This window comes from Anabaena sp. UHCC 0399, assembly GCF_034931465.1.
Taxonomy (GTDB): Bacteria; Cyanobacteriota; Cyanobacteriia; order Cyanobacteriales; family Nostocaceae; genus Trichormus; species Trichormus minutissimus.
On sequence record NZ_JAYGGZ010000046.1, the window covers coordinates 46,646 to 60,776 of the forward strand.

The following is a 14,131-nucleotide window of genomic DNA, read 5'->3' on the forward strand; positions in this document are numbered from 1 at the left end:
TTTTTATGTCTTGGTCGCTATAAATCATGAAAACTTACTAAATATGAGTAACATTTTACTCAATCATTACCTTTCCTTAAACTTATAAAATTAAATTTGGCATGGTAATCAATAAATATCTCTGTGGATGGATGTCTATGCTGAAAATATATCTATAAGCAATACTTTTATGATACATAAGTAAAGTTTAATTAATATTGTATATCCTCATATTTCAATAACATTCTATTTTAGAAACAGGTCAAAAATTTTATGGGGAAGTCAGCTAATATTCATACTAATTAGTTTTATAAAATGCAATAAAAATAGATGAAATAATGAATACAAATAATCAATAATCAAAAAATATTAATAACAAATTGATGCTATCTATCTAACCATAAAACATTGAGAATAAGTGCTTCTACCAAAGCTCATAAATGCAAGAAAACATCTTTGTTATAAATTCTAAAAATCACCTGTATTGAGAAATACCAAATGTTATGGTAAATTAATTTTACCCCATAAAAATTATCTATCAAAAAAATAATATGAAAAATTATATATTTTATAGTGTGCAATGCTAAACGAATAATTAACTTTTAATAAATAAAAAATCTAGTAATTCAATTCTAGGAACATCCCCCATAATGTCATCGATAATTTTTCCGCCCGATTCTGCTACTTTAGCAAATAAATCTACCTTTAATGGACATTTATCACAAAGGCTATTTACCCGTCGAGAAGTCCTTGATCCTGTCAATGACGTACTTTGGCTAATTGATCGTGGAGCAGTTCGTACACTAACTTGGGGTGAAGATGGAACATTTATCACTCTAGGATATTGGGGGGCTGGTGATTTAATCGGATATCCTTTATCCAAAGTAAAACCTTATCAAATTGAATGTTTGACAAGTGTAGAAGTAAGCACTATTCCTGCACACCTTTGGCATCAATATATAAATGCTTTTGTTGCTCACATCCAAAATTCAGAAGAGCTTTTAAATATACTAAATCTCAAACCTATTTCACTACGTTTATGGGAATTTTTGGTATGGCTAAGTAAAAAATTTGGGCGCGATGTGGAACAGGGGTGTCTGATTGAACTATATATTACCCATCAGGAAATAGCAGAAGTGTTAAGCACAACCAGAGTCACAATAACACGCCTGTTGCAAGAGTTTGAAACAGCAGAAATGCTGTTACGTTATCAACGCCGGATTATTCTATGCCTACCGAATAAACAACTAAGAATAAAGTAAAAAAAATTAGAAATTTTCTTGTGTTAATTACTGGAAGATATGTATAATGACTACTGAATCTCATGTGTAAATTATCTTACGAAAATTAATTGAGTTTGAGATTTTACCATGACTTTGAACTCGTTGGTGTGAGCGGAATTTAAGATCATGACAAAACTATTCTGGAACGCTTTAAAAGTAAGTCCAGCCGTCTTTGCGGCTACCTTTTTGGCTGCTAACAGTGCTTTGGCTGGAGAAGCAACTGAAAAGGTGACAAGTGTTACCCAACTGACTCAAGCCTCTCAAGAAATCGGTCAAGTAACATCTGTATCACAGTTTTCTGACGTACAGCCTACAGACTGGGCTTTCCAAGCTTTGCAATCTTTAGTTGAGCGTTATGGTTGTATCGCAGGTTATCCCAACGGCACATACCGTGGGAACAGAGCGTTGACTCGGTATGAGTTTGCGGCTGGTTTGAATGCTTGTTTAGACAGAGTTAATGAACTAATTGCTACAGCTACAGCTGATTTGGTAACAAAGGAAGACCTAGCTACCTTACAGCGTTTGCAAGAAGAATTTTCTGCTGAATTGGCAACCCTGCGCGGTCGTGTAGATGCTTTAGAAGCTCGTACTGCTGAATTGGAAGCTAACCAGTTCTCTACTACCACCAAACTTTCTGGGGAAGCAATTTTTGCCTTGTCTCAAGTATTTGGTGATCAAAGAGCTGGTGGTGGAGACTTGGAATCAAACACCACATTTTCTAACCGGGTGCGGTTAACACTCAACACCAGTTTCACTGGTACAGACAGGCTGCAAACTCGTTTGAATTCCGGTAACATCGTTGAAAATAATGATGTAACTGGTACTAGAATGACCCGCTTGGGTTTTGATGGTGATAATGGCAACAATGTTGAAATCGATAAAGTTAACTATGCTTTCAACTTCGGGCCAGCACGCGTCAAAATTGATGCCACTGGTGCTGAGTTGAACGAAAACGTCAACGTCTTTAACCCTGACTTCAGCAGCAGTGGTACTGGAGCTCTTTCTCGCTTTGGACGTTTCAGCCCAATCTACCGTCTGGGTGCTGGTGGTGCTGGTTTAACTTTGGAGTTCAATCCTGGTGGTCCTTTGACATTGAGCGCAGCTTATTTAGCACCTAACGCTAATGACCCAGCTGATCGTAATGGTATCTTCGATGGTGCTAACGCTATCTTCGGTCAAATTGCTTTTAAACCAAGCAAAGCACTCAATCTAGGTTTTACCTACGCTCGTGCTTATCAGAATAATATAGATGGTGTAAACCTTACGGGTAGTACAGGAAGCAGTATAGCAGCAAGCTCTGCTCGTAGGCCCTTTGGTAATGTTGCCAGTTCATCCAACAACTACGGTATTCAAGCTAGCTTCCAACCCAGTGATAAATTAGCCGTTGGTGGTTGGGTAGGGTACATTGATGCAAAATCCGAAGTTGGTAATCAAGATGCTGATATTTGGCACTGGGCTGCTAACTTGGCTGTGAAAGACTTCGGTAGAGAAGGTAACACCCTTGGTTTGATTTTTGGTCAACCACCTAAATTAACTGGTGGTAGTGGAGTTACGAGAGATTCTAACACTTCCTATCACTTAGAAGGACTCTACAAAATCCGACTCACCGATAACATTCAGGTGACTCCTGGTTTGTTGGTTATCTTCAACCCTGAGCATAATGACAACAATGACACCATCTACGTTGGTACTCTCCGCACAACCTTCAGGTTCTAAACCTCTTATGCTTAGTAAATAGGTAATTAATTAAGTATCTATTACAACAAAAAGCCCGCTTGCAAGCGGGCTTTTTTTATTCAGAGCTAGAATCTTGAGGCTTGACTAAATTAGACGGAGGCCGATCGCTACTCCAAGCCCACCATACACAACCACACCGACAGTTGTAGAACTCTTGCCATTTACGGCGATGATTTTCTGTGAATACAGGCGATCGCCGATTAATCCAAACTTGTACAGCTTCTAAGCTACTGGCGCGACAACTAGGACAGCAAAACTTATAAGCGTGAATTGCCTTATCTGTCCATTCAGGCGGGATGGGAGCAAAAGCGTCCATGTATTAATTCGTAGTTCGTAATTCGTAATTCGTAATTAAGAAAGTTCATCGGTGTTTTTTCGGACACCACAATCATCATAATAGAATACATGGTTAGAGTTGAGAGTTAGGTGTTATTCAGCTGGCTCTAGTGAGAATGCTATTTACCAGAACGTAGGCCAAGTGTGTATGGGCGAATTTTTGTAAAATCAATTATCTAATTACGAATTATTTTCATGGAGTCTAAGATTGAAATTCGCCGTTTGTTAGATGTGATGCCTGCTTCTGGGCGCATGACATCTAAAATTGTTAGTAAACCAGAGCAACCCAAGGTGATAGATGCTGCTTTTCCCTTACCTTGGAATCAGGAACGACCGATATATATTAATTTTGATTTATGGGGTCGCCTGTCGAAACCACAACGGGATTTGCTGCTGTTGCAGAAAGTTGCTTGGTTAACGGGGGTGAAATGGTTTAAACCGGATATTTATCAAGGTGTAGCTTTGGCTGGGTTTATAGGTGCATTGGTGGAATCTACACAGTCAGATTTTGTAGGTGTAGCCGTAGGTGGGGGATTAAGTGCGATCGCTCTCACGCGCATTTGGCGTAAGAATAAATCCCCAGAATCATTGATAAATGCTGATTTAGCCGCGATTAAAGTAGCCCAAAGACGGGGTTACTCAGAAATAGAAGCTGCACAACATTTGTTAGCTGCTATTGAAACAGTCAGCAAAATTGAAGGTAATTCCGGCTTAAATTTTACTGATTTAATTCGTTGTCAAAATTTAAGAGCGATCGCCGGTTTGTCACCAATTGGTGTACCAGAGAATTATGAGACAAGGTAGAAAATATTTTCTCAATCCCCTATTTCCCTATCATCCTATCCAGAATATTCTGTGTAATAGCCTGTGCATCAGGACTTAATACCGATGAGCGTAACTTTGGCGCATTGTAATCATCTAATCCCCAACTCCACTGTATCGAACCAGTTGCAAATACCATTGCGCCAGAATCTGCTGTGTACATCGTCATATCTGAGTATCTAGTTCTGCCTTTATATCTATAAGGTGAATGGGCTAGGCGTATTGTATTAGTTGGGGTGTAGCCAAACATTCGATCAACTTCGTAGCCTAAAAGTCCTTTCAGACGCATTTCCTTGGGTGGTGCTTTGCTATTGCTCTGTACTGATGCTGTATCATTATCCTGGGATAATTGTGTTCCAGTCAGCAACCAATTGGGTGCTGTATTATTAATAACAATATCAGCGTTAACTTCAAATGTTTCATACATCACGCCTATCAATGCTTCCTCTGGACGATTGACAGGTTTGCTACGCCAAAGGGTTGTCACTAAGAAATCATTTGTGGGATCTCGATCTCTGGCAAATGGATCTAAAGCCATACTTTCTTTGTAAGCTACGATGGTACGATTCATATCTTGAGTAATAAGACTAGGCTCAAAGCGAATTTGCCAGTAGCAGGTGTTAGCAGAGAAAAATCCCAGATTTAAACCGTTATCTCTAGCTGTTTCTACATTTTGCCGCATCTTTGTCGACCAATATTCATCATGCCCTACTGAAAGAAAGGCTTTGTGCAACCACAACATGGGTTTGGTAGTATCCATGTCCAAAGGATTTTCGTGGGTATCAATATCTGTAATGTAAGTAACATTGTAGCCAGAACGTTCTAGCCATCTCACCATGTTGTATTCCCAACCAGCGTTAGAAGTTCTTCTTGGTGGTTGGACATTCGTTAAAAATTCTCCTGCACCTACTCCGTAGGCGGCGGCTGAATTGGGGCTAGCAGCATAGGGACGGTTAAAGGAAACTTTTTGTGCTTGTTTAGCCTGACTATTCCAACGATACAGGGACATCCCACCCCAATTATTGTAGGCTTGGTGAGTAGTGACGCTTGACTGAAACAGAATATCAGAAGGGCGACTATCATCACGCACAACAAAGATGATGTAGCTTTGCTTGCCACTTTTACTAGCAGTCAGTTTTGCTAAATAAAAACCACTAGCCCACTGTGTCGGATCTCTCGGATTGTAAGGTATTTTCAGAGTGTATGGATCTTGCCAATTACATTCAATCAGGCCGGTGGTTTTATCTATAATTGGCCGTGGTTGCTTGACTCCTACTCGTTTAATATCAGCAGCCATTTGCCTACCACCAGCACCACCATACCAACCCATCCGAAAGATTTCTATGGTGTAGTTTGGCTCTTTAGTATTGACAAATAACTTAATTGTGTCACCACGATTCACACTAGTCAGAGAAGCATAACCTTCTATTTCTCGCCTAGTTGCAGGTTTCGTCAACTGCCAATCTGTAGTCCCTATTTTTTGATTTTCAATGATGATGGGGTTATTTTGCTGATTGAGGTTTGGTAATTCTGCCGCGATGATCGCATACGGTTGGTAAAAAAATATGATGGTGGCGATACTGAGCAATAATGGCAATACAGCACTGGTAAAAAAATTTAATGGATGTCTAGATAACATTACAGTCTCAGAGATTGTAACCAATCAAATTTGCACTATCTTTTGATTGTTTCACGTTGACTCTTACTTATATCTCAACATACACAAAATATTTACCAACTCAGTGCTGAGTGCTGAGTGCTGAGTAGTGAGTAGTGAGTAGTGAGTGCTGTTAGCGGTAGCGGGGCGTTTAGCCGGTGCTGTTAGCGGTAGCGCGGCGTTTAGCCGGTGCTGAGTATTCAAGTCAAGTAGAAAGTACGGGCTGATGTTCTGCTGACAGCACTTTCAACTCAACGTTAGTCCGAAAATGAGATGTGTCATTCTGAATGAAATGTAGAATCTTTGAGATGTTTCGCTTTGCTCAACATGACAGCTTAAGCATTTATGCAAGAGGTCTATTGACATCTTCACCGAGCTGAAACTCAGTGAGGATGTCATGTATCAGAGTTTGTTAAACAGTGATAAATTTTGTACTCATAGCCGTTTACGCCTGGCAAAGATTGAGTCTCAGAGGCACATTTTTTGACTGATTCGCCTATGGGAGCATGAAAATTCACTAGCCATAAATCAAACGGTCGTGGCAATTTATTTAAAGTCTTTTCTAAGGTATTAGTGGAAATCTGAGGATCATGGTCTTGATTAGCTAGAAGAAATAACGGAGAGGGAAAGTCAATATTTCTGATTCTGAACTCTCTGGCTATGCCCATCATTTCACCAATCTGCACATGAGTTACCTGTGTAGTGGCAATGAGAACAGGAACTTGCGATGTTTGCTGAATTAATTTTACAAACAGGTCAGGGCGATAATATTTCTGATAACCAAGATTACAGATGACTGTAACCGCGCTGATAAACCCCATCAGCCAAATCGCTATGACGGCTTTTTTTCCCTGGGAACTGTGCCAAGTTGCAGCTAAACTAGCTCCTAGTAAAGCTATAACAGAGGGAAAGTAAACGAAGTTATAACGCGCACCCCTAGTTAAGTCTATACCTAGAAAATAGGTAAAGACAAAAAATAAAGCGATCGCGTAGGCAACGACTCCCATTAATATCTGCGTCACAAAACGGGTTTCGGGTTGTTGTAAGTTTGCTTTTAACCCCTGGACTAAAATCGGTGCTGCCCAAATTATAAATATCAGCATTACCAAGCCAGAAGCAATCACAATCAACAACTGTGGGGCTTCGACTGGTAGCAAGTAAAGCATCGTTACCCAGGCTGCAAAAGCCTGAAAAAATGGACTTAACCAAGCAAATCCTTGACGGGGTTGCTGTATCCAGTCTGTTAATTGCTCGCCGTAGCTATTTTGTAAAAATACTGGTAGCCAAACTATACCAGCGATAAAAGTACCCAGAGCAACAGCATAAATCCGCCGCCAAGGGGGAGATAAAAAAACTTTGGGATTAGTTCGGATTTGCTGCCCAGCCAGAACTATTAACACTAGGCCTTCTGTCAACAGCGTCAGAACAAAGAAATAATGAGTCGCAATCCCCAAGGCATTAATTATTACCCAGCTTAGTGCTATGTTAATGGGTATTTGTGTCTGGTTTTGAATGTGGCGAGTGGCTATCACAAAGCAGGCAAGGGAAGCAATCACCCACAAAATCACCAAACTGTAGTGACGGGCTTCTTGTGCCAAAAAGATGGCGTATGGTGATACAGCCATCATCGCTGCCGCTAAATGACCCACTAAGCGGGAACGAAAGGCAATCCAGCTAAAGACATAAATTACCGGGATAGATACAGCACCTAAAATCGCTGCTAGAGATCGCGCCCCCCATAAAGAAACTAAACCCTGTTGTGTGGGAAATAATTGCATCCACAAGTGGGCTAAACCGAAGTAAATCGGGGGATGGTTGGTTTCATGACTCAGGTGTCTCCAGACATCATGAAGATTCGCAGCTGGTTGTGGTTGCAGTGGTTGCAATAAAATGTCAGGTGCGATCGCTTGATCTAGAGGTACTCCTAAAAAACTATTCCCTAAGCTAAAAACCAATGTAGAAAATTCATCAGTCCAAGGAGGCTTGGTAGTCAAGTTGGTTAAACGTAAGCCGAGTCCGATGATTAACCACATCAGCAACAGTAAAGGATGAAACCAACGAGATGAGATGGTAGAGTGCCAATTATACAAACGCATCTATGTCTTTGCCAGAGCCAGAACAGGTCAATTTGTATATATTAGACTCACATGGTTGATTTCAGTTCGCTGACTATTTCACATCAGTCACCCGCCAGCTAAGTTTTAAGTTCACCCAGAAATTCCAGACTGTAGCAAATGCGATCGCAATTAGGTTAGCAACATAGCGGTTAGAAATCAGGAAATTAAATACCAAATTCAACACCAAGACATTCAAAACTAACCCAGCCAAACAAATCACGTTGAACTTCAAAAATCGCTTTAGCCGTTGATGCCATTCTTGCTGTCTCATGGAGACATCCGCAAACGTCCAAGCATCATTCCACAAGAAGTTATTGAAAATTGCAATTTCCCCAGCAATGATTTTACTGCGAGTCAAAGGCAAAGCCAAGGTAGACGGATCACTGAGTAAATAGAGCATCGCCATATCGACAAATACCCCACTCAGCCCCACTAAGCCAAACCGCAAGAATCTACCCATCGGAAAGCCTTCTACACTCTGACTCAAGCGTTTCCAGCCACCTGTAGACAGCCGCAAACGAATTAAGTGGTGAATATAGTCCACATATTGCTTCCACGTAACTTTACTTTCACCCTCTTTGCGCTCGCAGAATACGTAACCTATTTCGGCAATATTTTCGACATTACCCCGCCCAATCACCTCTAGGAGAATTTTGTAACCGACGGGATTAAGTGTCGCCCCCACAATGCTCCTACGTTGCACCATAAAATAGCCACTCATGGGGTCAGAAACTCTTCCCAAAACTCCCGGTAGTAAAATTAACCCCAACAATTGCGCCCCACGAGATAAGAAACGTCTTACTGCACTCCAACTACTGACACCACCACCATCTACATGACGGCTGGCTACTGCCATATCTGCTCCCTGTACAATTTGAGACAGCAATTGTGTTAAAACTTCTGGTGGATGCTGCAAATCCCCATCAATTACTCCTAAAACCCTACCTCTAGCGACTTGCCACCCACGAATCACTGCTGAAGATAGTCCTCTTTCCCCTTGTCGCCTCATCACCCGCAACTGTTGGTATTTACTAGTTAAGGATTGAGCTACTTCCCAAGTCAAATCAGGACTATCATCATCCACAACTATTAGTTCATAGTCTCCTGGAATATATTCATCTAATGTTTGAGTCAAAATTTTGACAACATTCTGAATATTGTCCCGTTCTTTGTAAGTAGGAATCACCAAGGACAAGTAAATATCTTGGTCAATTGTTCCTAAACTAGTAGGCGGTAAATCAGAAATCTGCAACGGGCCATTTGGGACTGCTAACAATGCGCTGGATGAGTTGACATTCATAAACTAGATTACAAATCACAAGATAGAGTTTACAAAATGATGGTGTTCTGGTCTTCTACAGGAGAGCATCGACTTTTGGCAGGCTATTCACCGAGAATGGATGCTCCCTTCCACAAAAACCAGTTTCTTGAAGCTAGTTTCTGGCAACCCTGGATTTATCAATATATTTGCTTATACGTAATTTTGATCATAGTACCAGTAATATCCTCACCATACTTTGATGATTATGTTAAGTATTCACCCTAGAATTATAAAGAATTGCCGTCTTAATTATACTAAAAGTCGTGTTTTATTAAGCTTCAGTTCAAGGCTAAGTAATGTTGCACACGAATATGAAATTTGTATACTTTTTAGTAAGATTAAATGCAAAAATAAGACTATAAATTTTTGTAGCTAATTTTTATTAATTTACTGTGAATAAAAATCCTATTGATGCTGTTATTGACCGCGCTCTTTTAGGGTATGATCTATCTCCGGCTGAGGGGATGGCATTGTTAACACAAACTCACCCTGAAGCGATCGCAGCTATTTGTGCCACGGCTGACAAACTCCGCCAGCAGCAAGCCGGGGATACGGTTACTTACGTAATTAACCGGAATATTAACTTTACTAATATTTGTGAGCAACATTGTAGCTTTTGTGCTTTCCGTCGAGATGATGGAGACACTGGTGCTTACTGGTTAGATTGGCAGCAAATTCTGGAAAAATCTCAAGATGCTGTAGACCGTGGTGCAACAGAAATTTGTATGCAGGGAGGATTAAACCCACAAGCACAAATTGACGGTAAATCCTTGTCTTACTACCTCAAGTTAGTAGAAACGATTAAGCAAGAGTTTCCCCAGATTCATCTCCACGCCTTTTCTCCCCAAGAAGTAGAATTTATTGCCCGCATTGATGGCTTAACATATGCTGATGTTATTAAAGCTTTGCGAGATGCAGGTGTTGCTTCGATGCCAGGAACAGCAGCTGAAGTTTTAGATGATGAAGTGCGGCGTGTCCTATGTCCAGAAAAAATTGACACAGCGACTTGGCTAGAAATTGTCAGCACAGCACACCAATTAGGCGTGTATACGACCAGTACCATGCTATCGGGGCATATTGAAACCCCAGCCCAACAAATTGGTCATTTAGAAAAATTGCGATCGCTCCAACAAACGGCTGTCCACGAGAGATATCCCGCCCGAATTACTGAGTTTATTCTATTACCTTTTGTTGGGCAAGAAGCACCAAAATCCTTACGTCGTCGTGTCGGACGTGACCAACCAGTATTAGCAGATGCTTTACTATTAGGTGCTGTAGCGCGGATTTACTTAGGTAATTGGATTCCTAACCATCAACAGAGTTGGGTCAAACTGGGACTAGATGGCGCAACAGCAGCTTTAGATTGGGGTTGCAACGATATCGGCGGCACATTAATGGAAGAGCATATTACAACGATGGCCGGTGCTGTAGGTGGTACTTGTATGGATGTGGAAACCTTACAACAAGCGATCGCTTCCGTAGGTAGACCTTATCAGCAACGAGATACTCTCTATCAAAAGATAGAGCTAGAGGTAAAGAACAACATTGCTATTAGAAAATAATTCTTGACTACTCACCACTCACCACTCATTACTCACCACTCATCACTCATTACTCACTTGATCCCCAAGATACCAATCCAAGATACGATGGACGTTGATTTACGTATCGTTTTACATAATGCTTATGAAACGCTATTGGTCGCGTCTGCTTGCCCTCGTCTTGGTGGTTGCCATTGGCTTAGTAGGCTGTGGTAGTCCGGATAGTTTAACAGGAGATTACCGCCAAGATACCTTGGCTGTAGTCAATACCTTAAAACAAGCCTTAGAAGTATCCCCAGATTCACCAGAAAGAGCAGCAATTCAAGCAGAAGCTAGGCAAAAAATTAATGATTTTTCGGCTCGCTACCAACGGGCTAACTCTGTTGTAGGTCTGAGTTCCTTTACAACTATGCGAACAGCCCTCAACTCTCTGGCTGGACACTACAGTTCTTACCCTAACAGACCCGTACCAGAAAAGCTCAAAAATCGTTTAGAACAAGAATTCCAGCAGGTAGAATCAGCACTCCGGCGAGGTGCTTAATTTTCCCCCTGCTATATTTTTATAGTCAAGAGTCAGAAATATAGAGGCTCTTGACTATAGTCATTAGTCATTATTTTTCCCAGTCCCCAATCACTCTGCTGATAAATATCCCGTTAGTAGGATGTTGTTGTTTAACCTACTCTTATAACTTTACAGAATAAAACATTGTGATATCGCAAACATAGGATTTAGGATTCAAGCTTCAAAACCCTTGATTGTAAGATATAACATCTGATACACGTTCACTCTAATGTTTGCAATAGTGTGAATGATTTGTTTGTTCTGTTTTAATCCAGTATGTTTAACCATTCCTTCCAGTGTGTGAGAGTGAAATTACTTTGGCAACATTTCTTTACTGCTATTTTTAGCAGTAGTTTGTTAATTCCCTACTTGACGATTCAACCAGCAAAAGCGCAAGTTACAGAATATTGTCGGATATCACCAGCAGCCACCAAAACAAAAGAAAATTTACGCTTATTAGCCCTCAAAGGCAATAAAGATGCCCAGAGACGCTATCAGCAATTAATCCAAAAACACGCCAAAGAAGTACAACAGTGTCGCAACCGTACTTGGCCAAAAACTCAAGCTGTCTGGATACGTTTATATCCCTGTGATTTGAAGTCAGGGGCTATAGATCAGATTATGGATCGGATAGTCAATGATGGCTACAACCAAGTTTATGTAGAAGCATTCTATGATGGGCGAGTATTGTTACCCGCAGCAGCTAACCCCACAGTTTGGCCTTCAGTGATTCGCAATCCTGGTGCGGAAAAAGTTGACTTACTCGCCACAGCAATTAAACAGGGAAAGCAACGCGGGTTAAAAGTTTATGTTTGGTTGTATACCAACAATTTTGGCTATAGTTATGCACTGCGCCGAGATAGAGAAGCTGCGATCGCGCGTAATGGTAAGGGTCAAACTAGTTTATATGTTGTTAATGATAGCAATCAAGTATTTATCGACCCCTACAACGAACAAGCTAAACGCGACTACTACCGCCTCGTACAAGAAATCTTACGCCGTCGCCCCGATGGTCTATTGTTTGACTATATCCGTTATCCCCGTCAAGCAGGTAGTAATTCCATCGCCACCAAAGTCACAGATTTATGGTTATTTACTAAAGCTACCCAAGAGGCTTTATTTCGCCGCGCCCAAAATAACCAAGGACTAGAGTTAATTCGGCGTTTCTTAGGTAAAGGATACGTCACAGCAGGAGATATTAGTGAAATTGATCAACTTTATCCCCAAGAAAATCAACCGATGTGGCAAGGACGTGTAATTACAGCACAAGGAAAATCACTCCTGTCACCTAGCGAGCGACAACCACTACTACAAACCGAATTATGGTTGCTGGCTGTAGCCCATGCCATGCAAGGTATTATAGATTTTGTCACCTTAGCTAGTCACCCAGCAAAACAACTTGGTATTCCCTCTGGCGTGGTATTTTTTCCAGAAGGCAACCAAACAGTGGGACAAGGATATGATTCTCGCTTGCAACCTTGGGATCAGTTTCCTAGTTCCTTAGAGTGGCATCCCATGTCTTATGGAACTTGTGGTAGCGTTAGCTGTATTGTAGAGCAAGTACAACGAGTTATCACTCTATCCAAGCCAGGTACACAAATAATTCCGGCTTTAGCTGGCAAATGGGGAGGCTCGGTGAGTAATCGTCCCTCATTAGAAGCACAAATGCAAGCATTAAAACAATTTGCACCTAAGCTTAAAGGGGTAAGCCATTTTGCCTATTCTTGGCAGTATCCAGAAAATGATAGCGATCGCAAATTCTGCCGTTAGAGTTCTGTAAAATAGGTAAAAGCTAAACTCTCACCCTGTACTAATGAGTTCACATCCACTATTGAAAGTTGACATTTCTCAACTCAGCGTTGCAGAGCGTATTCAGCTAGCTGAAGATTTATGGGACAGTATCTCTGAACAAGCAGAATACGTTACTTTGAGCGAAGTCCAGAAACAAGAATTAGATCGGCGATTAGCAAGTTATCAGAATAATCCAGCCAATAGTTCTAGTTGGGAGGATGTGAAAAAACGTTTAGGCTTCTCCAGATGAACCATAACCTGATTATCCAACCAGAAGCAGAATATGTCATTCAACGATGCTTTCCCTGTTTCCATCCTCTAAAATAAAGCCATAAGATTTTCGGTTGAACCTATGACTGCAACACTGCTGACACCACCGCATGAAATCATTCACCTGACGGGGATTAGCTGGCAGACTTATGAGAGATTACTAGAAGAATTGAGCGATCGCCGGCTGCGTCTAACTTATAATCGTGGTCATCTAGAAATTATGTCCCCATCCCCAGAACATGAACTTGGCAAAGAAGTTTTAGGTCGTTTTGTGGAAACCCTAGCTGAAGAATTAGCAGTGAACATCTACCCCCTAGGTTCAACTACTTTAAAACGTCCTGAAGTGAGTGGTGCAGAACCCGATAAATGTTTCTACATTCGCAATATTGCCCTGGTTCGGGGAAAAAAACGACTGGACTTAACACAAGACCCCGCACCTGATTTAGTCGTGGAAATTGATGTCACCAGCAGTTCTGATAGTCGTCTACGAGTTTATGCAGATTTGGGTGTAGCAGAAGTTTGGATTTATAACGGGGAATCTCTGGTGATTAAACAATTACAAAATGACACTTATATTACCTGCCAAACTAGTCAATTCTTTGTTAACTTACCCATTCCAGAAATTGCTGGATTTTTGCAACAAGCCGAAACAATGGATTATCTGGAGTTAGTAAAAATATTTCGTGATTGGGTGAAAAGTCAGTTGTTATAACCT

At 41.0% G+C, this 14,131-nt stretch carries 12 protein-coding genes; 8 read left to right on the forward strand and 4 right to left on the reverse strand.

From position 1 onward, the window contains the following. Positions 1-629: 629 nt before the first annotated feature. Both VB693_RS21915 and VB693_RS21920 read left to right on the forward strand, forming a co-directional pair. Positions 630-1,241: a Crp/Fnr family transcriptional regulator gene (locus tag VB693_RS21915; RefSeq protein WP_323268104.1), complete on the forward strand. Its 612-nt coding sequence runs from the start codon at positions 630-632 to the stop codon at positions 1,239-1,241. Positions 1,242-1,388: 147 nt separating this feature from the next. Further along, positions 1,389-2,978 (forward strand): iron uptake porin, encoded by a 1,590-nt coding sequence (locus VB693_RS21920; protein ID WP_323268105.1) that lies wholly within the window; start codon positions 1,389-1,391, stop codon positions 2,976-2,978. A gap of 76 nt (positions 2,979-3,054) precedes the next feature. On the opposite strand, the gene VB693_RS21925 is transcribed toward VB693_RS21920, so the two are convergent. Then, on the reverse strand, positions 3,055-3,315 hold the full coding sequence (locus VB693_RS21925) for a hypothetical protein (protein WP_323268106.1): 261 nt from the start codon (positions 3,313-3,315) through the stop codon (positions 3,055-3,057). Positions 3,316-3,530: 215 nt separating this feature from the next. Here VB693_RS21925 and VB693_RS21930 point away from each other — a divergent pair, with 215 nt between their 5' ends. Continuing rightward, on the forward strand, positions 3,531-4,139 hold the full coding sequence (locus VB693_RS21930; protein WP_323268107.1) for a DUF3318 domain-containing protein: 609 nt from the start codon (positions 3,531-3,533) through the stop codon (positions 4,137-4,139). A gap of 19 nt (positions 4,140-4,158) precedes the next feature. On the opposite strand, the gene VB693_RS21935 is transcribed toward VB693_RS21930, so the two are convergent. The 3 genes from VB693_RS21935 to VB693_RS21945 all read right to left on the reverse strand — a co-directional run bounded on the left by VB693_RS21935 (position 4,159) and on the right by VB693_RS21945 (position 9,231). Next, complete coding sequence (locus tag VB693_RS21935; protein ID WP_323268108.1) at positions 4,159-5,796, reverse strand: N,N-dimethylformamidase beta subunit family domain-containing protein; 1,638 nt, start codon at positions 5,794-5,796, stop codon at positions 4,159-4,161. Between the two features lie 413 nt (positions 5,797-6,209). Then, the gene (locus tag VB693_RS21940) at positions 6,210-7,910 is read right to left on the reverse strand and encodes a glycosyltransferase (RefSeq protein ID WP_323268109.1); all 1,701 of its coding nucleotides are present in this window, start codon (positions 7,908-7,910) and stop codon (positions 6,210-6,212) included. Between the two features lie 73 nt (positions 7,911-7,983). Next, positions 7,984-9,231: a glycosyltransferase gene (locus VB693_RS21945; RefSeq protein ID WP_323268110.1), complete on the reverse strand. Its 1,248-nt coding sequence runs from the start codon at positions 9,229-9,231 to the stop codon at positions 7,984-7,986. A gap of 413 nt (positions 9,232-9,644) precedes the next feature. On the opposite strand from VB693_RS21945, the gene cofH reads away from it, so the two are divergent. From cofH to VB693_RS21970, 5 genes are all read left to right on the forward strand, one after another. Further along, a complete protein-coding gene (gene cofH / locus VB693_RS21950) occupies positions 9,645-10,814 on the forward strand; it encodes a 7,8-didemethyl-8-hydroxy-5-deazariboflavin synthase subunit CofH (protein ID WP_323268111.1) in 1,170 nt (389 codons plus the stop codon). Positions 10,815-10,932: 118 nt separating this feature from the next. Continuing rightward, positions 10,933-11,334, forward strand: coding sequence for a photosystem II protein Psb27 (psb27, locus tag VB693_RS21955; protein WP_190698365.1), 402 nt, complete (start codon positions 10,933-10,935; stop codon positions 11,332-11,334). Between the two features lie 297 nt (positions 11,335-11,631). After that, positions 11,632-13,125, forward strand: coding sequence for a family 10 glycosylhydrolase (locus VB693_RS21960; RefSeq protein WP_323268112.1), 1,494 nt, complete (start codon positions 11,632-11,634; stop codon positions 13,123-13,125). Positions 13,126-13,168: 43 nt separating this feature from the next. Continuing rightward, positions 13,169-13,396, forward strand: a complete 228-nt coding sequence (locus VB693_RS21965) for an addiction module protein (protein ID WP_323268113.1) — start codon at positions 13,169-13,171, stop codon at positions 13,394-13,396. A 102-nt stretch (positions 13,397-13,498) separates the two neighbouring features. Beyond that, on the forward strand, positions 13,499-14,128 hold the full coding sequence (locus VB693_RS21970) for a Uma2 family endonuclease (RefSeq protein WP_323268114.1): 630 nt from the start codon (positions 13,499-13,501) through the stop codon (positions 14,126-14,128). Positions 14,129-14,131 lie beyond the last annotated feature (3 nt).